The organism is Maribacter sp. 4U21 (assembly GCF_002742365.1).
In the GTDB taxonomy this organism is placed as follows: domain Bacteria; phylum Bacteroidota; class Bacteroidia; order Flavobacteriales; family Flavobacteriaceae; genus Maribacter.
In genome coordinates, this window is record NZ_MDGN01000054.1 from 111,650 (window position 1) to 134,911 (window position 23,262).

General features: G+C 40.3%; 16 protein-coding genes and 1 tRNA gene. 12 read left to right on the forward strand and 5 right to left on the reverse strand.

The annotated features are described in order from the left end of the window. The first annotated feature begins 148 nt into the window (after positions 1-148). Complete coding sequence (locus BFP77_RS11405) at positions 149-709, forward strand: hypothetical protein (protein WP_099574149.1); 561 nt, start codon at positions 149-151, stop codon at positions 707-709. Positions 710-757: 48 nt separating this feature from the next. Here the strand turns inward: BFP77_RS11405 and polA are convergent, their stop codons facing one another. After that, entirely contained in the window at positions 758-3,592 is a 2,835-nt protein-coding gene (polA, locus tag BFP77_RS11410; RefSeq protein ID WP_099574150.1) for a DNA polymerase I, read from the reverse strand. Positions 3,593-3,640: 48 nt separating this feature from the next. Further along, a complete protein-coding gene (locus tag BFP77_RS11415) occupies positions 3,641-4,633 on the reverse strand; it encodes an isoaspartyl peptidase/L-asparaginase family protein (RefSeq protein ID WP_099574151.1) in 993 nt (330 codons plus the stop codon). Positions 4,634-4,674: 41 nt separating this feature from the next. On the opposite strand from BFP77_RS11415, the gene BFP77_RS11420 reads away from it, so the two are divergent. The 3 genes from BFP77_RS11420 to BFP77_RS11430 all read left to right on the forward strand — a co-directional run bounded on the left by BFP77_RS11420 (position 4,675) and on the right by BFP77_RS11430 (position 7,071). Further along, the gene (locus tag BFP77_RS11420; RefSeq protein WP_099574152.1) at positions 4,675-5,397 is read left to right on the forward strand and encodes a copper homeostasis protein CutC; all 723 of its coding nucleotides are present in this window, start codon (positions 4,675-4,677) and stop codon (positions 5,395-5,397) included. Between the two features lie 55 nt (positions 5,398-5,452). After that, complete coding sequence (locus BFP77_RS11425) at positions 5,453-6,682, forward strand: metallophosphoesterase (RefSeq protein ID WP_099574153.1); 1,230 nt, start codon at positions 5,453-5,455, stop codon at positions 6,680-6,682. A gap of 92 nt (positions 6,683-6,774) precedes the next feature. After that, positions 6,775-7,071: a thioredoxin family protein gene (locus BFP77_RS11430; protein ID WP_099574154.1), complete on the forward strand. Its 297-nt coding sequence runs from the start codon at positions 6,775-6,777 to the stop codon at positions 7,069-7,071. A gap of 51 nt (positions 7,072-7,122) precedes the next feature. On the opposite strand, the gene BFP77_RS11435 is transcribed toward BFP77_RS11430, so the two are convergent. Beyond that, positions 7,123-10,467 carry a glycosyltransferase family 117 protein gene (locus BFP77_RS11435; protein ID WP_099574155.1) on the reverse strand — a complete coding sequence of 1,115 codons (3,345 nt, stop codon included), beginning with the start codon at positions 10,465-10,467 and terminating at the stop codon, positions 7,123-7,125. 188 nt (positions 10,468-10,655) lie between these two features. Between BFP77_RS11435 and BFP77_RS11440 the strand changes: the two genes are divergently transcribed. The 3 genes from BFP77_RS11440 to BFP77_RS11450 all read left to right on the forward strand — a co-directional run bounded on the left by BFP77_RS11440 (position 10,656) and on the right by BFP77_RS11450 (position 12,043). Beyond that, a tRNA-Gln gene (locus BFP77_RS11440) sits at positions 10,656-10,730 on the forward strand. Positions 10,731-10,995: 265 nt separating this feature from the next. Then, entirely contained in the window at positions 10,996-11,544 is a 549-nt protein-coding gene (locus BFP77_RS11445; RefSeq protein WP_143751898.1) for a hypothetical protein, read from the forward strand. Positions 11,545-11,716: 172 nt separating this feature from the next. Further along, the gene (locus tag BFP77_RS11450; protein ID WP_099574157.1) at positions 11,717-12,043 is read left to right on the forward strand and encodes a hypothetical protein; all 327 of its coding nucleotides are present in this window, start codon (positions 11,717-11,719) and stop codon (positions 12,041-12,043) included. Positions 12,044-12,068: 25 nt separating this feature from the next. Here BFP77_RS11450 and BFP77_RS11455 read toward each other — a convergent pair whose 3' ends face one another. After that, positions 12,069-13,394 carry a cation:proton antiporter domain-containing protein gene (locus BFP77_RS11455; protein ID WP_099574158.1) on the reverse strand — a complete coding sequence of 442 codons (1,326 nt, stop codon included), beginning with the start codon at positions 13,392-13,394 and terminating at the stop codon, positions 12,069-12,071. Between the two features lie 226 nt (positions 13,395-13,620). Here BFP77_RS11455 and rimP point away from each other — a divergent pair, with 226 nt between their 5' ends. From rimP to infB, 3 genes are read left to right on the forward strand one after another with little or no spacing between them, the layout of a single operon-like run. Beyond that, a complete protein-coding gene (rimP, locus tag BFP77_RS11460; protein WP_099574159.1) occupies positions 13,621-14,082 on the forward strand; it encodes a ribosome assembly cofactor RimP in 462 nt (153 codons plus the stop codon). A 12-nt stretch (positions 14,083-14,094) separates the two neighbouring features. Next, positions 14,095-15,327, forward strand: a complete 1,233-nt coding sequence (nusA, locus tag BFP77_RS11465) for a transcription termination factor NusA (protein WP_099574160.1) — start codon at positions 14,095-14,097, stop codon at positions 15,325-15,327. Positions 15,328-15,368: 41 nt separating this feature from the next. Beyond that, positions 15,369-18,086: a translation initiation factor IF-2 gene (infB, locus tag BFP77_RS11470; RefSeq protein WP_099574161.1), complete on the forward strand. Its 2,718-nt coding sequence runs from the start codon at positions 15,369-15,371 to the stop codon at positions 18,084-18,086. A gap of 31 nt (positions 18,087-18,117) precedes the next feature. Here infB and BFP77_RS11475 read toward each other — a convergent pair whose 3' ends face one another. Then, complete coding sequence (locus BFP77_RS11475; protein ID WP_099574162.1) at positions 18,118-18,492, reverse strand: SPOR domain-containing protein; 375 nt, start codon at positions 18,490-18,492, stop codon at positions 18,118-18,120. A gap of 234 nt (positions 18,493-18,726) precedes the next feature. Here BFP77_RS11475 and BFP77_RS11480 point away from each other — a divergent pair, with 234 nt between their 5' ends. Further along, positions 18,727-20,091 (forward strand): cytochrome c3 family protein, encoded by a 1,365-nt coding sequence (locus BFP77_RS11480; RefSeq protein WP_099574163.1) that lies wholly within the window; start codon positions 18,727-18,729, stop codon positions 20,089-20,091. 34 nt (positions 20,092-20,125) lie between these two features. Next, the gene (locus BFP77_RS11485; protein ID WP_099574164.1) at positions 20,126-23,248 is read left to right on the forward strand and encodes a TAT-variant-translocated molybdopterin oxidoreductase; all 3,123 of its coding nucleotides are present in this window, start codon (positions 20,126-20,128) and stop codon (positions 23,246-23,248) included. The last annotated feature ends 14 nt before the right edge of the window (positions 23,249-23,262 follow it).

Genomic DNA, 23,262 nt, shown 5'->3' on the forward strand with positions numbered 1-23,262 from the left:
GAAATATTGTAAAGTGTCTTAAATTAACCATTTTTTCTATATTATATGATTACAAAGTTAATATTGAACATATAGTGGATAATTTTGTAGTTGTTTGATGGTATTGTAGGGACATAATTTTGCAATGTATAATTAAATACAATGTATTATGGAAAAAACAAGATTTTATCCACCAATTTGGACCATGACACCATTTGGCTTCGATGTAGTTAGGCAATGGTATGCGCATGACAAGAAACTCAAAGAGATAGTATTAAAAAATACCTTATTACATAGTCACAGGGTTTCGGAACTAGATTTGAACATTACTAAGTTAGCAGTTATAGATGGCAAAGGAAACGAGCAGCGTGTATTGGATTTTCCCGGTCAAAATTCAGTAAAGATTAAAGGAATGTCTTCAGGTCATTTTTTGAAATCATCGGATATTGTTTCGTGGCAACCTGGCACCTACAGTATATTAAGAGTGTACTTTGATAGAAAAAATGCGGAATTCACGCTTAGTGATGGGTCGGTAAGAGCTGTATCTAGTTTTGATTATTTCGATTTTACCATGGAAAATGAACTTATTCTTAAGAATGATGAGAAAACTGAAATAAAACTTTGGTTCAATCTAGCTCCTAGGCAGGTTACCAGTCCCTTCACTTTTCTTAAGGATTGGATAAAAAGGAAAAAAGCGCAATTTCCGAGATTGGCTGGTAATATGGGTTAAAGTTAATTTGGTTTATATCGTAAAAGGCATCCCAATGGATGCCTTTTTTTAATGCGCTTCTAGCCAATTTTCGCCCAATCCTACTTCTACGTCCAAGGGAACGGCAATTTTATAAGCATTTTCCATTTCATCTTTTATGAGCACCTTAAGCTCATCTAATTCGGGTTTGTAGATGTCAAAAACCAATTCATCATGTACTTGCAATAGCATTTTAGAGGTATAATTACCCTGTTCCAATTTTTTATGAATATTGATCATTGCAATTTTAATAATATCTGCGGCGCTTCCCTGTATGGGAGCGTTCACGGCATTACGTTCTGCCGCACCACGAACGATGGCATTACTACCATTAATGTCCTTTAAGTACCTTCGTCTTCCAAGTACGGTCTGGACATATCCGTTATCACGGGCAAAATCTACCTGCTCGCCCATATAGTTCCTGAGTTTTGGGTAGGTCTTGTAATAGGTATCAATAAGTTCTTTTGCTTCGGAACGAGATAAGTCGGTTTGGTTACTTAGGCCAAATGCAGAAACACCATAGATGATGCCAAAGTTCACGGTTTTGGCATTGCTTCGCTGTTCTCTTGTCACCTCCTCAATGGGCACATTAAACACTTTGGAGGCCGTAGAGGCGTGGATATCCTCTCCGTTCTTAAATGCTTCTATCATTGTAGTTTCTTCACTCAATGCCGCTATAATTCGTAATTCTATCTGGGAATAATCCGCAGCCAGTAGTATGTGCTCTTCATTTCTTGGGATGAACGCTTTTCTTACCTGTCGTCCGCGCTCTGTTCTAATTGGGATATTCTGTAAATTGGGATTGTTACTGCTTAAACGACCCGTGGCCGCTACGGTTTGCATGTAGTCCGTATGCACACGACCCGTTGTAGGTTCCACTTGTTCGGGAAGGGCGTCTACATAGGTACTTTTTAGTTTGGATAGTCCGCGATAATCCAAAACGTTCTGGATAATTTCATGATCCTTTGCCAAATAAGAAAGAACATCTTCTGCGGTAGAGTATTGACCTGTTTTGGTCTTTTTTGGTTTATCTACTAATTTTAGTTTGTTAAAGAGTATCTCTCCCAATTGTTTAGGGGAACCGATGTTGAATTCCTCTCCCGCATCTGCGTAAATCTTCTTTTCCAAAGAGGCGATATCATTATTCAAATCCGTAGAAAGGGAGTTCAGGAACTGCTTGTCTAAATTAATACCCTCTAGCTCCATATCCGCTAAGACCCGAAGTAACGGGATTTCTATATCTTGAAATAGTTTTTCCGTATTGGCCGATTTTAATTCCGGTCTAAAATGTTGCGCAAGTTGAAAAGTAATGTCGGCATCTTCTACTGCATATTCGGTCTGATCTTCCAGGGGAACATCGCGCATACTTAGCTGGTTCTTTCCTTTTTTGCCAATTAGTTCCGTTATGGAAACGGGCGTATAATTAAGGTAAGTTTCTGCGAGGACATCCATATTATGTCTCATATCAGGATTTATAAGATAGTGCGCCAACATGGTGTCAAAAAGTCTACCTTTTACCGCAATGTTGTATTTGGCAAGAACTTTAATATCGTACTTCAGATTTTGACCTACCTTCTCAATTTCCTTTGATTCAAAGAACGGACGGAGTTCTTCAATCAAGGCTTGTGCGGCATTTTTGTCTTCTGGAAATGGTACATAAAAGCCCTTGGTGGCTTCCCAAGAGAAAGCAATACCCACCAATTCTGCCGTTAAGGGATCTAGACCGGTCGTCTCGGTATCAAAGCATACCGATGTTTGTTTCATTAAATTCTGTAGGAATAGTTTCATGGCCATACCAGGGGCAACACTTTGATAGGCATGTGGTATATCCTTAATAGTGTTCCTGCTGGAACTATCTTTTATGGTCGCGGGGGAGGCACCATCGCCTCCAAATAGAGAAAACTGTCCACTGCCCGCAGCTGTATTGACTTTTTTAGCCGTTTCTGTACCCGTTACCTGTGTTGGAATTTCCTCAGAGGCTCCGGAGAAAATTTTAATGAATTGGTCCTTGAGTCTTCTAAATTCCAATTCTTCAAATATTTCCTGAACTTTTTCATTATCCGGAACGGACATTTCATAGTTCTCGGCGTTAAAGCTAACATCACAATCTATACATATAGTAGCCAATTTTTTAGACAGCAAGCCAAGTTCTTTATTTGCTTCTACCTTCTCCTTCATTTTGCCCTTAAGTTTATCGGTATTGGCCAACAGGCCTTCCATAGACCCGAATTCTTCAATGAATTTTTTAGCGGTTTTATCACCTACTCCCGGTAATCCTGGTATATTGTCACTAGCATCGCCCATCATACCCAAATAGTCTATAACCTGTTCTGGCCGTTCTACACCAAAACGTTTCTGGATTTCCGGAATTCCCCAAATTTCGATACCATTGCCCATTCTTGCCGGGCGGTACATAAAAATGTTCTCGGATACTAGCTGGCCAAAATCCTTATCAGGTGTAACCATAAATACCTTATAATCCTCTTTTTCTGCTTGTTTGGCCAATGTTCCAATAATGTCATCTGCCTCCCAGCCTTCTAAAACCACGGAGGGAATGTGCATGGCTTTAAGAATATCCTGAATGTACGGTATGGCAATTCTAATAGCATCTGGCGTTTCGTCACGATTCGCCTTGTAGTCTGGAAATAGTTCCGTGCGTTCTGAGCTACCTCCTTTATCAAAGCAAACGGCGAGGTGGTCTGGCTTTTCTCGCTTGATAACATCAAAAAGTGAATTCATAAACCCCATTATGGCAGAGGTATCCATACCCTTGGAATTAATTCTAGGGTTTTTGATCAGGGCATAATATCCACGGAAAATTAATGCGTATGCATCTAGTAAAAAGAGTCTTTTTTGATCGGCCATTATTTGAAATTAAAGTGGGGGTTAAAAGTACAAAGTTTGATTTGAATCCTAGGATAAAAACGATTTGGAAGGATTGTTTCTGTGACCCTCTTCCGAATAGGTCCTGTAACTAAATCCTGGTTGAATACAATACCCGCCGATCTCTCCATTTTTATTGATAGCGATAAATCCGATTTGAAAATCGTCCCGACCTTCGTTCTTAGCCATTATACGCTTAACGCCTTCCTCGCATGCTTCTTGTGGAGTTTTCCCCTGACGCATCAACTCTACTATAAGAAAGCTTCCTACGGTACGTACTACTTCTTCTCCAACCCCCGTCGCTGTAGCCCCACCAATTTCATTGTCTACAAAGAGACCTGCTCCGATTATGGGAGAATCTCCAACCCGTCCTGCCATTTTATAGGCCATGCCACTAGTAGTACATCCGCCAGAAATATCACCGTTCTTATCTATGGCCAATATGCCAATGGTATCGTGGTTTTCAATATTGATGATGGGTTTGTATTCGGAGGTCTTTTTCCATTCTAACCATTCCTGTTTTGATTTTTCTGTAAGTAAATCTGCTTTGGGGAATCCCTTTTCATAGGCAAATTGTTCTGCTCCTTTTCCGGCTAACATCACATGTGGTGTATCTTCCATTACTTTACGGGCTACGGAAATAGGATTGGCAATGTTCTGCATAGCCAGTACCGCTCCACAATTCCCATCTTTGTCCATAATACAGGCATCAAGGGTTACATTGCCGTCCCTATCCGGTCGGCCTCCGGTCCCCACGGTCTGATTGTTACGGTCGTCTTCTTCTACCATAACTCCTTGTTCTACGGCGTCTAGCGATGTTCCTCCTGCTTGTAAAACTTCCCAGGCCTTTGCGGATGCATTTAAAAAATTCCATGTGCAGATAACGATTGGTCGAACAACTTCTGCGTTCTCATTTTTAAGTACCGGCACCGCCTTTTCTTCTTTGCAAGAACCTAAAAGGGTAGTAGAAATGAGTCCGGCCGTAGCGGCACGCGAATTTTTAAGAAAGTTTCTTCTTTTCATACTAAGGGTTGTTTACTTTTAAGGAGACTAAATATAAGTATATGCTCGTAGAAGTTTGTGCCAATTCTTTAGAATCTGCCTTGAACGCGCAAGAAGCCGGAGCGGGCAGGATTGAACTTTGTTCGGAACTGGCAGTGGGGGGAATTACACCATCCTATGGTCTTTTAAGGGCGGTTCGTGAAAAAATTTCCATACCCGTACATGTCTTGGTGCGACCTAGAAGTGGTGATTTTACCTTTTCCAATGTAGAGTTTGAGATTATGAAGGCCGATATTCTGTTGTGCAAAGAATTGGGATTCCAAGGGATTGTTTCTGGAGTGCTACATGCTGACCATACACTAGATAACGAACGGACTCAGGAATTAGTGAAATGTTCGGAGGGGATGAACTTTACATTTCACAGAGCTTTTGATTGGGTGAAGAACCCTATCATAGTCTTAAAACAGTTAGAGGAAATGGGAGTGGACTATCTCTTGACTTCGGGACAAAAGCAATCGGCTATTGAAGGAATAACGCTTTTGGATAAATTAAACGCCAATAGCACATCTTGTGTAATAATGCCAGGGTCCGGGGTTAAGGAATACAACGTAGCGGTCTTCAAGGATAAAGGGTTTAAGGCGGTTCACCTTTCCGGAGCCCAGTTTCAAAAAACTTTGGATATGCAGCCCATGGTTTCAATGAATTCAGCTTCATTTCTAAAAGACGACCAAATCGCTGTTTCTAGTAAGGAAACTATCGCCGCTGTTGTGAATAAGGTTAAATAAAACGGAAAAGAGCCTCTTTATCGATTATCAAAAAATATCTTTGTAAAAAATACCTATGCTACGTTGGATCGTTTTTGTCATTGTTTATATTGGACTTAGTGTTTATGTGCTGCAAGCACTGAAAACCGTAGTTAGGCAACCATGGTGGCACTATCTTTATATTACAATAGCACTGGTGGTCTTAATTAATTTCATTTACCAGTTTACGGCAGGTGAAGAAGCCGGTCGGGTGCTCAGTGGTCCAAAAAGTTATGCTTTTGGATTTTTGCTTACGGTGTTGACCTTTAAGATAATTACCATTTTATTTCTGTTCTCGGAAGATATTTTTCGGATAGGAACAGGAGTATATCAAAAGATTTTTGGTGCTTCACAAGAGTTCAGTTTACCACAACGCAGGCGTTTCTTAAGTATTATCGCATTAGGTATTGCCGCTATACCTTTCGGGGCTTTACTCTATGGTATGTTCAAAGGCAAGTACAATTTTAAGGTGCTGAAGTATGATTTGGAGTTCGATGATCTGCCAGATGATTTCAACGGGTATCAAATTACCCAGATATCCGATATTCATAGCGGTAGTTTTGATAATAGAAAAAAGATTGCGTACGCCGTAGATTTAATTAATCAGCAAAAGAGCGATGCCATTCTTTTTACGGGGGATATGGTGAACAATAAGACCGAGGAAATGATACCATGGGCGGACTTGTTCGCTACCCTGGAGGCAAAAGACGGTAAATTTTCAGTCTTAGGGAACCATGATTACGGAGATTATATTCAATGGGAAACCGAAGCCCTTAAAAGTCAAAACCTACAGGATTTGAAGGATTTGCAAAAGGAGATGGGTTTTGATCTATTGTTAAACGAACATAGGTACCTGAGAAAGGGTAAGGATAAAATTGCGCTTATTGGAGTAGAAAATTGGGGTAAAGGTGGTTTTAAAAAAGCTGGTGACCTTCAAAAGGCTACCGCTCTGATTGATAAGGACGATTTTAAGATTTTAATGAGTCATGACCCTTCACATTGGGAAGAGGAGGTAATTCACGACGATAAACACTTTCATCTGACACTTAGCGGTCATACCCACGGGATGCAATTCGGGATTGAGATACCAGGATGGATAAAATGGAGTCCCGTAAAGTGGCGTTATAAGTATTGGGCAGGTATTTATACTGAATTAGGTCAATTTATCAATGTTAATAGAGGTTTCGGCTTCTTAGGTTATCCGGGTAGAGTAGGTATTTGGCCAGAAATAACGGTCATTACATTAAAAAAGAAAGCCTTAACATGATTTTAACCCGGCCTACAGGCTACAAATAAGCTGTTAAGACTAGTATTTTAACAATTTTTACTACATTTGGCGAATAAAGAAAAGCCGATTATATGTCTAAATTTGGTGAACTTATAGATTTAAATGTTCCTGTGCTGTTGGATTTTTACGCGGAATGGAACGAACAGTCTACTTCAATGCACGCCGTACTAAGAGATGTTGCCGCTGCTCTTGGTGATAAGGGCAAGGTGATTAAAATTGATGTAGATAAGAATAAAGAGCTCTCGCAGGCACTTCGCGTTAAAGGACTTCCTACACTTATGATATACAAAAAGGGGGAAATGGTCTGGCGACAAAGCGGAGAGCAAGACGCCAATACCCTTATTGGTATACTTAACGAATACGCTTAAATCCTTTTTATTCCAATATCTATCAGGTACTGCTGTTTTAGTCGGTGGTTATTACTGAATGTTGACCGTATCCTTCGACAACTCCGTTTTCGTGTTATCTAGTTGGATGGTATCGGAGATAGGCATGGTGTCTACCATATCCGGATTTTGTTCTACGCTAGGCTCCGGGATTTCTAAATTGTCCTCATCCTTGTAAAAATGCTGAAACTTATCAATGTATTCGTTGAAAATAAGTGTCTCCTTCTCGGCTACTTCACGATCATCGTTAGCGATTAGAGTATCGATATTTCTTCTGTAAGCTTCCATATCGGCAATGATATCATCTATATCATTGTATTGTTCGTCCAAACTTGTACTTGCATAATACTCCAAACGTTCTTGGTACTTTGTTTTCAAGGCATCAAAGAGCGCTCTAGCTTTTTGGGTTTCACCTACCTTGTAGTACCCATCTACAAATGGTTCCAATAGGGTGTAGTATCCAAAATAATCTACGGGCATATTGGTCAATGAAATTTCAATGATTTCTTTTGCCTTGTCTATTTTATTTTCTTTTAAAAGCGCTTCCATTAAGCGTGCAAGGTTACCTCTATAGGATACACTTTGTATTCTTGTCTGTGTGTCATGATAAATCTCTGAACTGCCGGAGTTGCCCCAGTCCCACCCGGTAACAATATCATACATTAAGTCAGTATCAATTCTTCCCATTTCAAAAGAATTGGGTCTTTCCGTGCGTATGGGGACGAGCTTATAGGCGAGTCCATCTAATTGCAGGTAATCCTTCATCCAAAGGTATTCAGCATTGTCAAAGCTTCCTCCAGAGAAATATAAAGGTCTCTTCCAATCGTTATTGGCAAGGATATCTAACATCATCATGCTTTTCTTGGTAATGACACTAGGCAGGTCAATATCTATATAATCAACTATCAGCGCAGAATCTTTCTGCTTAACAAGTCCACTCTCCAAAGCGTTCTTCTTGTTTACGGGAACCCTTATCTTATTGGTAGGATAGAAGACCATATTTTGCGTGCTTTCAGAATACTGACTCAAATCAGCGCCATTCTGCTCAAATAAGTATTTAAGTTTGGTCCTTGGCTTGTCACTATCTATCCAGTTGATAAAATCCTTTATGGGCCATCTATTTTCAGTAATACCTTGATGGTACAGTACATCTCTAGAGCCCCATCTGTATTTCTCGTGTTCTATCTGTGAGGGTATGGCTTCACTTTCATAAGCTTTCTTTTTCATTTGGTCTACATACCAGTCCGTTTCAAATAAACTAGTACAAACAATACGCACGTCGGTTCTGTAATTTTCTATTTCCTGTGCATACCACAGGGGAAAGGTATCGTTGTCGCCAATGGTGAACAAGATGGCACCAGCATCTTCCTGGCAGGAATCTAGATAAGCTTTTGCCGATGCATTGGCGGTATATCTACTAGATCGGTCGTGGTCATCCCAATTTTGTACCGCCATAACCGTAGGAACGGCTAAAAGGCAAACCACTACGACCACGGGAGCTAATATTTTTGGAGTAAGCCAATCTTTAAAACCATCAAAAAGACCGTAAACACCTATCCCTATCCAAAGTGCAAATACGTAGAAAGAACCTACTAGGGAGTAATCTCGTTCACGGGGTTGAAAAATGTAAGGATTGGTGTAAAACTGTATGGCCAGTCCCGTAAAAAGAAAGAACATAAGAAGCACCCAGAATTGTTTCGGGTTTTTTGAGGTCTGAAAAACGATACCGATAATGCCCAGTAATAGCGGCAAAAAGAAATAGGTATTGCGCCCCTTGTTGTTTTCAATGTCACTAGGAAGATTGTCTTGACTCCCAAGGCGCCAGCTGTCAATAAATTTTATTCCGCTTAGCCAATTACCATTGTCATTATAACGTCCTTGAATATCATTTTGTTTTCCTACAAAATTCCACATGAAATAGCGCAAGTACATGTAGTTGAATTGAAATTCTACCATGTATTTGATATTATCCCAGATAGATGGTGGTTCTACCTCTATATAATCGTCAAATCGCTTAAGGAAGCTAATGTACTGGTCTGCATCAATTTCACCATTGGCAAAACCCGATTTCACCTGATTAACGGCTTCAAGCAGCTCAGGACTGGATTGCGTCATCCTAAAGTCCAGCGGACCAAAATATTGCATATAGTTCTCGGCGTGCTGTGTGCTCCACATCCTTGGAAAAAGCCCCTCGTGTTCTGGATTGGAACCCTGTTCGGAATTAATGTACTTATTTACTATGATGTATTTTCCTAAGGTGTAATCTTTTTCATATTTCGGTTTACCGTCCCTGTCCTCACCAGGTTCAGCAAAAAGGTCGGAATAATAGGCGCCATATATAGGGCTGTCCACTCCAGGATACTGTTCTCTGTTGTAATAAGCCAATAGAGCTCTGGCGTCTTCTGGGTTGTTCTCGTTAATCACGACATTGGCATTGGCTCTTATCGGTAACATTAACCAGGAAGAAAATCCTAGAAAAAGGAACATCATGCACAAAACAATGGTGTTTGCCGTGCGGTAGCCGTTTTTTCGTGTATAGTTCAATCCAAAATAGAAGGCTGCAATAAACAGCAGTCCAATAATTATGGACCCAGAGTTAAAAGGAAGCCCAATACTGTTGATAAAGAAAACTTCTCCCCACCCAAAAAGTTTTAAAACATAGGTCAAAGAGAACTTGTAGACCAGCATTAAGATGGCAATGACACTTAAATTGGCCAATAAAAAGTTTTTTACCGTCGTTTTTTTATAGGTTTTAAAATAATATAACAGACCTACGGAAGGGATGGCCAAGAAGCCCATAAACTGTATTCCAAAGGTGAGCCCTATGACAAAGGAAATCAATATGATCCATCTATTCCCACGTGGGTCCTCTAAATTGTCCGTCCATTTCAGGCCTAGCCAGAGTAGTAAGGCCATAATAAAGCTGGCCATGGCGTAAACCTCGGTTTCTACGGCGTTGAACCAAAAACTATCGGAATATGTAAATGCCAATGAGCCAATAAGGCCACTTCCTAATACGGCTATGGCTTTACTGTTGGTAAGTTTTTCGTCTTTTTCCATCAACTTTCTGGTAAGATTGGTAATGGTCCAGAACATGAATAAAATGGTAAATGCGCTTGAAACACCTGAGACCAAATTCACCATCATGGCAACTTGGTTCGGTTTCAATGCAAACATGGAGAAAAAAGCACCGATCATCTGTAGTAACGGGGCTCCTGGCGGGTGGCCTACCTGAAGTTTTGCTGCGGTAGCTATATATTCTCCAGCATCCCAAAAACTATTGGTAGGTTCAACGGTTATGAAATAAGTGATTAAAGCGATAAAAAATGCTGTCCACCCTAATAAGGTGTCCCATTTCTGGAAGTTCTTTGAAAACATGTAACCGTGGTTAAAGCTGTGGGGCGAATTTACTAATTAAAATAGATACCTAAGCACAATTTTTATAAACCTTTAACAGCGTTATCTTCAGCTATTTTTAGATTATTGTTCCGAAAAATGTTTGGCGAAACCAAACTTTGTTTTAAATTTGCACCCTCGATTACTAAAACAATGTAGTAAGAAGAGATTGGCCCATGGTGTAATTGGCAACACTCCGGTTTTTGGTACCGTCATTCAAGGTTCGAGTCCTTGTGGGCCAACCAAGTTTAAATTGAATCCCGACCTCTTTTTGTTGTCGGGATTTATTTTTTAGGAACAGATTTATGCCAAGAAGCCTGTCCTGAGCGGGGTCGAAGGGAGTCCTTGTGGTCCAACCAAGTTTTAAATCCTGATGCCAATAGTATCGGGATTTTTTATTTTGAGCAATTATCAAAAACCTTATTCAAAGTGATAAATAAACTAATTTGCTTCGTTATTGTTCTCTGTTTTCCCTTATGCGTTGTAAATGCACAAAAAATACCTACAAAATTGTTGCTTAAAGATAGTACGGTAGTGGAGGGTATGGCAAGATTTGTGGACTACGGTAGGGGATTGGAATTTGTTAAGTCCAACGGTAAAGACCCCATCGTTTATACATATCCCGAAATTGAAAAAATTGAAATGTTCAAAAACGGCGAGCGTGTTACCTATGAATACATACAGGTCGTAAATCAAGGTACCACAAAATTGGCTGAATTGCTCATTGAGGGGAGTATGAACCTCTATAAATTTTCGTACCTGACAGAAGGTTGGGTTACATCGGGGTCTGGTCTGCCACTGGGTGGTATTGGTGCGGTTTCTGTTACCTTAAATCTATCCTATAAAAAAGTAGCTGTAGTCAAAGACCTTTGCGTTAAACGTTCCAATGAGACCATGGCCAGGTATTTTAAGGATCAATCCACCGGAGCTAGTTTTAAGCAGATGGGGGCATATTATTTTAGGGACTGTCCTAGCTTGGTCGAAAGAATTAAATCTGGCAAGTACAAACATAATAAGTTGGGGGCTATTGTGGATTTTTATAATAGTTTCTGTGACTAGGCGTCAAATTGAGTTTCGTGGTGTTTTATAGGCCTGTCAACGTTTATTTTTTAGGCGGCTATTTTCTATTTTGTATATTCGATCATGATTGAGCTAAGGATTTTGTCAAAATAGGACATGATTCTTCTCCGTCTCTGTTAGTTTTACCCCCGTTTAATTAGAGCTAATAACTATGAAATTAACCGCTAAGCATTTTAAAGTAATCATCGTACTTCTTTTGTTAGGTTTCGGCGTTGGTATATATCTACAAGATTTACAACATCAAAAGAGTACGGACCATGCATGGAAAGCCAACCGATACAATTTGGCAAGATTCAATAAGATTACGGAATACAATAAAAAGATGAATGCTGCTAATTGGAAAATGATGCAAGATAGCATCAACAATCAATTGGACACCCTGATGATACTGCGCTTTAGAAAAGAAATGGATAGTATGAACTCGACGGACGCGCAGGAAGCGAGCTTGCTGTTAGGTACTACGGCATTAGAGAAATAATAGCTTGGTCCGAGCAAAGGTGCTATTAGGTCCCTTCTGTTTCTTCCGTTGATTCTGAATTGCTCTCGTGTTTCTCAATTAAATCGCTTTCCTTCTTTTCCCTAAGAATATCCTCGGCTTCATTCCTATCCTTATATTCTTCGTCTATTTCGTCTAATAGCGTACTCATTTTTTTCTTGTCTTTTATCATGGCCCATGTCATAACCAAACTAGTAGCGATGATAACGAACAAAAGAATACCAGATTCGAAATTTTCAACTTGTGCCTCAACGGGAATCGCATAGAAAAGAAGTACGGTAATCAAACCCCTTGGTGCTACAAAAAGTTGCGGAAGAATATCCTTGCCTACAAACACTTTAAGGATTAAAAACCGTATGGCGTAAATTGAAACTACGATCAATAGGCTTATAAGTGCTACGTTTAAACTAAACAGCGAGGTGATCGCTATGCTCAATCCAAAAACGACGAAGAAAAAGGTGCGCACTACAAAGGCGGTCTCTAAAGTTATGATATGAAGCTCATGATAAATTTGGTTGAGCTTTTCGTTTTCGAGGAAAACCGCCATCTTTCCCGGAAAGAAAAGCTTCACATTTGCGATAACGAGACCAAATATCAATATGATAATTAGAGATGATAGATGGAATTTTTTTCCAATAGCATAGAGCAGTAGGAGTACAGCAATTAATAAAAATAATTTGGCTTGACTCTTAATCTGTTGAAAAATGAGAATTATGGCATAGCTGGCCACCAATCCGATAACGATAGTAAGTATAAGGTTTCCTGCAAATCCTGTAGCTCCTGCATCTTCTGCCGGATTGAGTCCACCAATAAGATAATAGAACATCATGATGCCCATGATGTCGGAAAAAGTACTTTCATAAATATGAAATTCTTTTTTAGCTTCAGACAGGCCACTTACACTTGGGATGATAATAGCGCTTGAAAGAATGGATAAAGGAGTAGCATAAAGCCAGGCCGATTGCATGGACATTTCAGGGATAAACTGAAATAGGATAAGTGCAGCTACCCACGCAGAACCAACCAGACCAATTAGCGCAATGGCCATAGATTTTAGAATAGGCACAAGTTTCTCTCTTTTCAGTTCCAGTTCTAATGCGGCCTCCAGAACGATCATGATAAGCCCAACGATGCCCAGTAATTCCAGGCCGCCGGAAAAATCTAGGGTCTCTGGAACAAAATATTTTAAAACATACTGAAGTATAATGCCCAAAACAATGAGCATCAACACAGATGGGATGTTGGTCTTTTTAGAAATACCGTTAAACCAAAATGAGAGAATAATTATGATAGAAGCTTCAATAATTAAATTGTAGGATGAAAGTAAATCCATTTCCAAAAAGGTTAGTTGTTTATATCATTTAAAATTAACATTAATTGGCCAAAGCTTCCGTTCTTAGCTCCTTTAATTTTAGAGGTATCTTATTTTAATCCTAAATCGTTTGATTGTAGCCGCATAAGCTCTTGTGAAAAACAAAGATTATTGTATATTTGCATCACTGAAAGGATATTAGTATTCATGAGGGGACAATTTGTCCCCTCTTTTATTACTTGGTTTTATGTTAAAGACAAGGGTTAAGGAACTTTTGGATGCCGGATTGGAGGAAGATGAGTCATTGTTCTTAATCGATTTTACGATTTCATCCGACAATAAGATTAAGGTTATCATTGATGGAGACGAGGGTGTAACTGTAAAGGATTGTATAAAGATAAGTAGGGCCATAGAACATAATTTGGATAGGGAGGAGCAGGATTTTGCACTAGAAGTTGCTTCGGCCGGGGCCACTGCAGAATTAATAATGCCAAGGCAGTATAAGAAGAATGTTGGCAGAAAATTAGAGGTGCTGACGGATGAAGGCGAATTTGAGGGAAACCTTACTTTTGCAGATGAAGAGCATATTGTACTAGAATGGAAAGCAAGAGAGCCCAAACCCATTGGTAAAGGCAAGGTTACGGTCCAAAAGAAAAAAGAGTTGAACTTTTCTGAAATAAGGAAAGCAAAAGTTAAATTAAAATTTTAATTGTAGTAACAAATGGAAAATATTGCGTTAATAGAATCTTTCTCTGAGTTCAAGGATGATAAATTCATAGACCGGGTAACGCTTATGGCAATTTTGGAAGATGTTTTCAGAAACGCCTTAAAAAAGAAGTTTGGTTCGGATGATAATTTTGATATCATTATAAATCCAGACAAAGGAGATTTGGAAATTTGGCGTAACCGTATTGTAGTAGAAGATGGAGAGGTAGAGGAGCCCAATGAAGAGATTTCCCTTAGTGAAGCGAGGAAAATTGAGCCAGATTTTGAGGTTGGGGAAGATGTGTCCGAGGAGGTGAAATTAATTGACTTGGGAAGAAGAGCCATATTGGCCTTAAGGCAAAATTTGATCTCTAAGATCCATGAGCACGATAATACTACAATATATAAGCAGTTTAAGGATTTAGAAGGTGAGATTTATACTGCTGAGGTACATCATATTAGACATAAAGCGGTTATACTTCTCGATGATGAGGGTAATGAAATTATTCTTCCGAAGGATAGACAAATACCATCGGATTTTTTCCGAAAAGGAGATAACGTTAGAGGTATCATAGAAAGTGTAGAGCTCAAAGGTGCAAAGCCGACGATTATCATGTCCCGAAGCTCGCCCATATTCTTGGAGCAATTGTTCTTCCAGGAAATACCTGAGGTTTTCGACGGTTTAATCACCATTAAGAAAGCGGTGCGTATCCCAGGAGAGAAGGCAAAAGTGGCCGTTGATTCTTATGACGATCGTATTGATCCTGTTGGAGCTTGTGTGGGGATGAAAGGAAGTCGTATACATGGTATTGTCCGAGAACTGGGCAATGAAAATATAGACGTTATCAACTGGACTTCAAATCCGCAATTATTGGTAACTAGGGCATTAAGTCCGGCAAGGGTGTCAACGGTAAAATTAAATGACGAAAAAATGACCGCTCAGGTTTATCTTAAGCCAGAAGAGGTCTCCAAGGCAATAGGTAGAGGAGGTCATAATATCCGTCTTGCAGGTCAACTAACGGGATATGAAATAGATGTGTTCAGGGAAGGTGTTGAAGAGGATGTAGAACTGATAGAGTTTTCAGATGAAATCGATGGTTGGATCATCGAAGAATTCAAGAAAATTGGAATGGATACGGCTAGAAGTGTATTGGAGCAAGATATCAATGATTTAGTCAAGCGTACGGATTTAGAGGAAGAGACCATACAGGAAGTTGTTCGCATCCTAAAAGAAGAATTAGAAGATTAGCTATATATTAGCAAAAGAATAAAGAACGGGAATCAGTATTTATGGCAGAAAATGCAACAATAAGGCTTAATAAAGTTCTTCGAGAACTTAATATTTCTTTGGATAGGGCAGTGGACTTTCTTAGCAGTAAAGGACATGATGTGGAGGCAAGACCTACCACAAAAATATCTAATGAAGTTTATCAAGTGCTACTTGATGAGTTCCAGACCGATATGAGCAAAAAAGTTGCGTCTAAAGAGGTTGGAGAAGAGAAGCGCAAGGAGAAAGAGGCCATACGGGTTCAGTTAGAACAAGAGCAAGAAGAGCGTAGGCTAGCCCGTGAAAAGAGGAATGCCTCTAGCGAAAAAATCATTAAGGCGAAAGCGGAGTTAGCTGGCCCTAAAACAGTCGGTAAAATTGACTTGAATCCTAAGAAGAACAAGGAAGAAGCTCCAGAGGTTAAGGAAGCTCCCAAGGAAGAAGTTAAGATAGCAGCCGCTCCAGTTGCCGAATCCGCTAAGGAAAAGCCTGTAAAGAAGAAAGAGGCGACCGAGAAAGCTGAGCCTAAGACTAAGGAAGATAGCACGGAAAAGACAGTCGAAGAGGGTGCGGATGATAAGGAAACCATAGAGACACAATATCAGAAACTTTCCGGTCCAAAGATTACCGGAGATAAAATTGACCTTACTAAATTTCAGAAACCGAAGAAGAAGAAAGAAGACGAAAAATCTTCTGGAAATACGGACCGTAAGAAGCGTAGAAGACGTATAGTAACTAAGAATACTTCTCGCTCAGGAGCTGGTGCCAGAAATTCAGGCGGAGACAGAAAAGGAAATAAGCGTTTTGCAACCGTTAATAAGGTGGAGCCATCTGAGGAGGATGTGCAAAAACAAGTACGTGAAACGCTAGAAAAGCTTCAAGGTAAGTCCAAGAAAGGTAAGGGAGCAAAATATAGAAGAAGTAAGAGGGATCAGCATAGAGAGCAGACAGAAAAAGACTTAGAACAACAGGAACTAGAGAGTAAAGTGCTTAAGGTAACCGAGTTTGTTACTGCAAGCGAGGTTGCTACAATGATGGATGTTTCTACAACGGAAATCATTTCTGCCTGTATGTCCTTAGGGATAATGGTAACCATGAATCAGCGTTTGGATGCTGAAACCTTATCCATAGTGGCAGAGGAGTTTGGTTATGAAGTGGATTTCGTAACTGCGGATATTGAAGAAAGTATTGTAGAAGAAGAGGATGCTCCTGAAGATTTGGAGCCTAGGGCTCCTATTGTTACCGTTATGGGACATGTGGATCATGGTAAAACCTCTTTGTTAGATTATATTAGAAAAGAGAACGTAATAGCTGGTGAGAGTGGTGGTATAACCCAACATATTGGGGCTTATGGCGTTACTCTTGAAAACGGTGAACGGATTTCTTTCTTGGATACTCCCGGTCACGAAGCATTTACCGCCATGCGTGCAAGAGGTGCTCAAGTAACGGATATTGCCATCATCGTAATTGCGGCGGATGATGATATAATGCCCCAAACAAAGGAAGCCATTAGTCATGCGCAAGCGGCAGGTGTTCCCTTGGTTTTTGCTATCAACAAAATTGATAGACCAACGGCTAATCCTGATAAGATAAAAGAAGGTCTTGCCCAAATGAATCTTTTGGTAGAGGATTGGGGAGGTAAAATTCAGTCCCATGATATTTCTGCCAAAACTGGGGATGGGGTAAAGGAATTGTTAGAGAAAGTGCTGTTGGAAGCAGAATTGTTAGAGCTTAAGGCCAATCCGGACAAGTCGGCTACCGGCACTGTAGTTGAGGCATTTCTTGATAAGGGTAAAGGTTACGTCTCTACAATTCTAGTACAGGCAGGTACCCTTAAAATTGGGGATTACGTTTTGGCCGGTACTACTAGTGGTAAGGTAAAGGCGATGCAGGACGAGCGTGGAAAAAACGTAACAGAGGTGGGTCCATCCAGGCCTATATCCATTCTTGGATTGGACAGTGCGCCACAAGCAGGCGATAAGTTCTATGTTTTAGAGGATGAACGTGAGGCCAAGCAGATTGCAGCCAGAAGGTCGCAATTGCAACGCGAACAATCTGTTAGAACACAACGTCATATTACGCTAGATGAGATAGGAAGACGTATTGCTTTAGGAGAATTCAAAGAGCTTAACATCATATTGAAAGGTGATGTGGATGGCTCTGTTGAAGCGCTTACAGATTCTTTCCAAAAACTATCTACAGACGAGATTCAGGTTAATATCATTTATAAAGCCGTTGGACCTATAACGGAGTCGGATGTATTATTGGCATCTGCCTCAGATGCGGTAATTATCGGATTTAACGTAAGGCCAATGGGTAATGCTAAGGCCATAGCGGAGAAAGAGGAAATAGATATCCGTATGTACTCCATTATTTATGATGCCATCAATGACCTTAAAGATGCCATGGAAGGTATGCTTTCTCCAGAAATGAAGGAAGAGATTACCGGTACGGCGGAAATACGGGAAACGTTCAAGATTTCTAAAATCGGAACCATTGCAGGTTGTATGGTTACCAATGGTAAATTGTTCCGTAATTCCAGTATACGTTTAATACGCGATGGTGTGGTTATTTATACGGGAGAGTTCGCTTCATTAAAGCGATTCAAAGATGATGTCAAGGAGGTTTCCAAAGGTTATGATTGTGGTCTTCAGATCAAAAATTATAATGATATTCAAATCGGCGATGTCGTGGAAGCTTTTCAAGAAGTGGCCGTAAAAAAGAAACTAAAATCCAAGTAAAAATTTTAGATATGGATAAAAAAAAATCGGCCTATTTAGTCGATTTTTTTGGTTCTAAAAGCATGGCATTAGGATACTTGACCCTAATCTTATTGTACATTCTTTCCGCCTCTAATTTTGTCTTGAACCTACCAATTCTAACCCTATAGGTAGGGGAGGCAAAATCTATCCGAGAAGGGAGGTTAGGGAAATCTATTTCAGCGTTAGATTTAAGGGATTGTGCCGTTGCATCATTGGTGCTAAAACCAATTTGCACCCTGTAGTATTCATTGTTCTTTAATGCAGATTTATAGATTTCTAAGAGTTTAGTGATCTGTTCGTCCTGTTTTATGTTTAACTCGCCCTGTTGACCATGTAAGCATAGCACTGCACCAAGCATAAGCAGCCAAAGAATATTTTTTTTCATTACAATTTCATTTGTGTTTAAACTAGGTGTACAAATGTAATTTTTTTAAGGTGTAATGTATTAGTTTTTTCATTTATTTAGAACAATTATAAATTAGAAATTATAACTCTATTAACATTTTTTAAAATAAATTCTGTGTCGTATTTTTGTGCTCGATCAAGGCACCTATTTACAGTAAATTTGTAAGTGTACCGACTAAAATCATGCCAAGATTCCGATTGAAATATTCTATATATGAAAAAGGTTCTATACCGCAATCAGTTTTCTAAAGTTTTAGGTTTCAGCTTAGTAGTCCTGCTATTTTTTTCAAACTCGATAATCGCTCAAGACGAAGCTGTTGTTGAGGCGGAGGCTGTGGAAGAATCTAGTGGTGATGCTGTTGCAGGAAAAGCATTGTTCAATCAAAATTGTGCTGCTTGTCACGCACTGAATAGAAAAATGACCGGTCCCGCTCTGGCAAACGTAGAAACACGTTTGTACGAGGAAGAAGGATTGGATAAGGAATGGCTGTACCGCTGGATAAAAAATAGCCCAGGAATGATTAAATCCGGGGACGCATATGCCAATAAAATATATGCGGAATACAATCAAGCGGCAATGACCGCCTTTCCTACACTTTCCAATGCCGATATTGATAATATTTTGGCATACACGGCCGCTCCTGCACCTGCACCTCAGGGTCCGGCAGCAGGGGATTTTGCTTCAATAACTCCCGCTAACACTAACTCAGGAATATCCAACGAGCTCATTCTAGGGGCTTTGGTTTTAGTTTTTGGACTGTTGGTAGTGATGTTGGTTTTGGTAAACAAGACTTTGACGCGTATCGCAGAGGCCAATGGTATTACGGTCGAAAAAGAAAAAGCGCAGCAACGCACCCCCATTTGGAAGGCTTTCGCTCAGAATCAATTTTTAGTTTTGGTTTCGGTGATATTCTTATTGTTGGGTAGTGCTTATTTTGCATATGGTTGGATGATGCAGGTGGGCGTGGACCAAGGTTATGCTCCTATACAGCCTATTCACTATTCCCATAAAATTCACGCCGGTGATAATAAGATTGAGTGTAAGTATTGTCACTCTTCGGCTCGAGTGTCAAAACATTCTGGCATTCCGGCCATGAATGTTTGTATGAATTGTCATAAGTCCATATACGAGTACAAGGGTAATCCAGAAGGTCCTACGCAAGAGGATTTGGCTAATGGGTATACCAACGAGTTTTATACCAAGGAAATCAAGAAATTGTACAAGGCCGTAGGATGGGATGAGGAGAATCAAAAATACACTGGTGAGACACAGCCTATAGAATGGATTCGTATTCACAACCTTCCGGATTTTGCTTATTTCAATCACTCGCAGCATGTTTCCGTTGCCGGAGTAGATTGTCAAACTTGTCATGGTCCTGTCGAGGAAATGGAAATTATGTACCAGTACTCTCCATTGACAATGGGTTGGTGTATTAATTGTCACCGAGAAACCAATGTGAAGGTCGAGGGTAATGAGTATTACGAGAAAATTCATGCGGAACTTTCCAAAAAGTATGGTGTTGAGAATTTAACGGCTGCTCAGATGGGTGGTTTGGAATGTGGAAAGTGTCACTATTAATAATTATTTAAGAAGCTAATTACAGATATTACGTATGGCATCAAACAAAAAATATTGGAAGAACGAGGCGGAGTTAAATCCTAACGATTCCATTGTTGAGGCGCTAAAGCAAAACGAATTTGTAGAGCCAATTCCTGTTGACGATTTCTTGGGGGATAAAGAAAATTTATCCACAACAAATACAAATCGAAGGGATTTTCTCAAGTACGTTGGTTTTAGTACAGCTGCAGCTTCTTTGGCGGCATGCGAGGGACCGGTCATTAAGTCGATACCTTATGTGGTACAGCCAGAAAACATTGTGCCCGGTGTTGCCAATTACTATGCAACCTCGATTGCTAATGGTTTTGATTTTGCCAGTATTTTAATAAAAACTAGAGAAGGGCGTCCTATCAAGGTAGAGAACAATACCTTGGCAAAGGTTGGAGGTGCAGCTAATGCAAGAGTGCAGGCGTCTGTTCTTTCTTTATACGATAGTACAAGATTGCAAGGTCCTCTGGCCAATGGTGAGCCTGTTGAATGGGATGCGTTAAACGCTGCCGTTAAAACAAAAATGGGAAGTTTAAAAGGGTCTTCTAAAAAGATTGCCTTTTTAACACAGACATACGCAAGTCCTTCTACGGACAGATTGATGAGTGATTTGAAAACTGCTAACGAAAATGTGCATCACGTAACTTACGATGCCATATCCGAGGATGCTGCTTTAACTGCTTTTGAAAATAAATATGGGGAACGCGCTCTGGCCGATTACGATTTCGAAAAGGCTGGATTGATTGTTTCTTTTTGTGCGGATTTCTTGTCCGATTGGCAAGGTGGTGGATATGATGGTGCGTATTCCAAGGGTAGAGTTCCTAAGAAGGGTAAGATGTCCAGGCACGTACAATTAGAGGCGAATATGTCATTGACGGGTGCCAACGCTGATAAAAGGGTTCCTTTGACGCCTTCAGCTCAGAAAGTTGTTCTTGCCAAATTATATGGGAAGCTTAACGGAACCTCTGTTGGTGGTAATACCTCCGATTATGATGCTGTTGTTGATCAGATAGCGGGAGAAATCAGAAAGGCGGGCGCTAATGCAGTAGTTGTAACTGGTTTGGATGATGTAAATGCACAAACCGTTGTTTTGGCCATAAATGAAATGTTGGGTAGCAAGGCTTTTGACCCTGTTGCTCCGAAATTGGTAAGACAAGGAAGTGTAAAGGCGCTGAACGCTTTAATTACCGATATGAAGTCAGGTAGAGTTGGAGCTTTGATTATGGATGGTGTTAATCCTATGTATTCCTTGCCCAATGCCGCTGATTTTAAAGAAGGTCTTGAAAAGGTAGATTTGACCGTCGCTTTTTCAACCAATTGGAATGAAACTACAGAAGCGGTGCAGTATGTTGCAGCTTCTAGCCATTACCTCGAATCTTGGGGTGATGTTGAAATAAAGAGAGGTCATTATAGTTTGATGCAACCTACGATACAGGAGTTGTTTGATACCAAGCAATTTCAGTCGGCTGTTTTAGGTTGGTTAGGTAGTGATAAAACATATTATGATTATATAAAGGAAACTTGGACGGGAGGTATCTTAGGAACTTCCGAATGGAGTCAAACGCTTCAGGATGGTGTTTTCAGTGCTTCGACTATGATGGTCGATGCTGATAGCACGGTTACCGAAAGCGAGGATGTTGAAAATGCTGAAACGGTTTCCGCACTACCAATTGCTTCTGCTTTGCGCAGCCTTGCAAATGCTGCCGGAGAAGGAATGGAGCTTACACTTTATTCTAAGGTGGGTATGGGTGATGGTCAGCAGGCCAATAATCCTTGGTTGCAGGAATTCCCTGATCCGATTACCAGAGTTTCTTGGGATAATTACGTAACCGTTTCCAAAGCCGATGCAGAAGCAATGGGATTGGAGAACGTTAACGAGGCAAACGGTGGTATGAATGGTAGTTACGTCAATATTTCTGTTGGCGGAGCAACATTGAACAAGGTGCCAGTAGTGGTGCAACCGGGCCAGGCAAAAGGAACTGCTGGGCTTTCTTTTGGTTATGGAAAGAAGGTAGGTATGAAGGAGGAAATGCAAACAGGTGTTAATGCCTTTGCATTGTACGATGGCTTCAGTGCTAATCAGTCCGTTAAGATTGAAAAGGTTACTGGTGTGGACGACCACGAGTTTGCATGTATACAATTGCATAAAACCCTTATGGGTAGAGGTGATATTATCAAGGAAACTACCTTGGAAATATTCAATACTAAAGACCATGCGGAATGGAATCATGTTCCTCAAGTGTCTTTAAACCACCAAGAAGTACCGGCAACTTCCGTGGATTTATGGGATAGTTTTGACCGTTCTATCGGGCATCACTTTAATATGTCCATCGATTTAAATGCTTGTACGGGATGTGGGGCTTGTGTTATTGCTTGTCACGCAGAGAACAACGTTCCTGTAGTTGGTAAGCAAGAAGTACGGAAGTCAAGGGATATGCATTGGTTGCGTATCGACAGGTACTACTCTTCAGAAGAGACGTTTGAGCAAGATGATGCTAAGAAAAACGGATTTGATGGATTGTCTGGTGATAACGGTTCCTTAGGAGGATTTGGAGAGTTGGAAGATCCTTCGGCTAATCCGCAGGTTGCTTTTCAGCCCGTAATGTGTCAACACTGTAACCACGCTCCATGTGAAACCGTTTGTCCTGTTGCGGCAACTTCACACGGTCGTCAGGGTCAGAATCAAATGGCATATAATAGATGTGTGGGTACAAGGTATTGTGCAAACAACTGCCCTTATAAAGTAAGGCGTTTTAACTGGTTCCTATATAACAATAACGATGAGTTCGATTTCCATATGAACAATGATTTGGGTAAAATGGTATTGAACCCAGATGTTAATGTTCGTTCTAGAGGTGTTATTGAGAAATGTTCTATGTGTATTCAAAAAACACAAAAGACCATTTTAGATGCCAAAAGGGATGGAAGGGTAATAGAGGATGGAGAATTCCAAACGGCATGTTCATCTGCCTGCGGTAACGGAGCAATTGTCTTTGGAGATATAAACGATGATAAGAGTAAAGTTGCCGAATTGAAAGAAAGTGATCGTATGTACCATTTATTGGAGCATGTGGGAACACAACCGAATGTATTCTATCATGTTAAGGTTAGGAATACCAACGAAGCATAACAATACTAGAAAGT

What these genes read in the sequence shown, in the direction of transcription:
- BFP77_RS11405 (WP_099574149.1), top strand. Translation starts at nt 149, where the DNA reads ATGGAAAAAACAAGATTTTATCCACCAATTTGGACCATGACACCATTT.
- polA (WP_099574150.1), bottom strand. Translation starts at nt 3,592, where the DNA reads ATGGCCGATCAAAAAAGACTCTTTTTACTAGATGCATACGCATTAATT.
- BFP77_RS11415 (WP_099574151.1), bottom strand. Translation starts at nt 4,633, where the DNA reads ATGAAAAGAAGAAACTTTCTTAAAAATTCGCGTGCCGCTACGGCCGGA.
- BFP77_RS11420 (WP_099574152.1), top strand. Translation starts at nt 4,675, where the DNA reads ATGCTCGTAGAAGTTTGTGCCAATTCTTTAGAATCTGCCTTGAACGCG.
- BFP77_RS11425 (WP_099574153.1), top strand. Translation starts at nt 5,453, where the DNA reads ATGCTACGTTGGATCGTTTTTGTCATTGTTTATATTGGACTTAGTGTT.
- BFP77_RS11430 (WP_099574154.1), top strand. Translation starts at nt 6,775, where the DNA reads ATGTCTAAATTTGGTGAACTTATAGATTTAAATGTTCCTGTGCTGTTG.
- BFP77_RS11435 (WP_099574155.1), bottom strand. Translation starts at nt 10,467, where the DNA reads ATGTTTTCAAAGAACTTCCAGAAATGGGACACCTTATTAGGGTGGACA.
- BFP77_RS11450 (WP_099574157.1), top strand. Translation starts at nt 11,717, where the DNA reads ATGAAATTAACCGCTAAGCATTTTAAAGTAATCATCGTACTTCTTTTG.
- BFP77_RS11455 (WP_099574158.1), bottom strand. Translation starts at nt 13,394, where the DNA reads ATGGATTTACTTTCATCCTACAATTTAATTATTGAAGCTTCTATCATA.
- rimP (WP_099574159.1), top strand. Translation starts at nt 13,621, where the DNA reads ATGTTAAAGACAAGGGTTAAGGAACTTTTGGATGCCGGATTGGAGGAA.
- nusA (WP_099574160.1), top strand. Translation starts at nt 14,095, where the DNA reads ATGGAAAATATTGCGTTAATAGAATCTTTCTCTGAGTTCAAGGATGAT.
- infB (WP_099574161.1), top strand. Translation starts at nt 15,369, where the DNA reads ATGGCAGAAAATGCAACAATAAGGCTTAATAAAGTTCTTCGAGAACTT.
- BFP77_RS11475 (WP_099574162.1), bottom strand. Translation starts at nt 18,492, where the DNA reads ATGAAAAAAAATATTCTTTGGCTGCTTATGCTTGGTGCAGTGCTATGC.
- BFP77_RS11480 (WP_099574163.1), top strand. Translation starts at nt 18,727, where the DNA reads ATGAAAAAGGTTCTATACCGCAATCAGTTTTCTAAAGTTTTAGGTTTC.
- BFP77_RS11485 (WP_099574164.1), top strand. Translation starts at nt 20,126, where the DNA reads ATGGCATCAAACAAAAAATATTGGAAGAACGAGGCGGAGTTAAATCCT.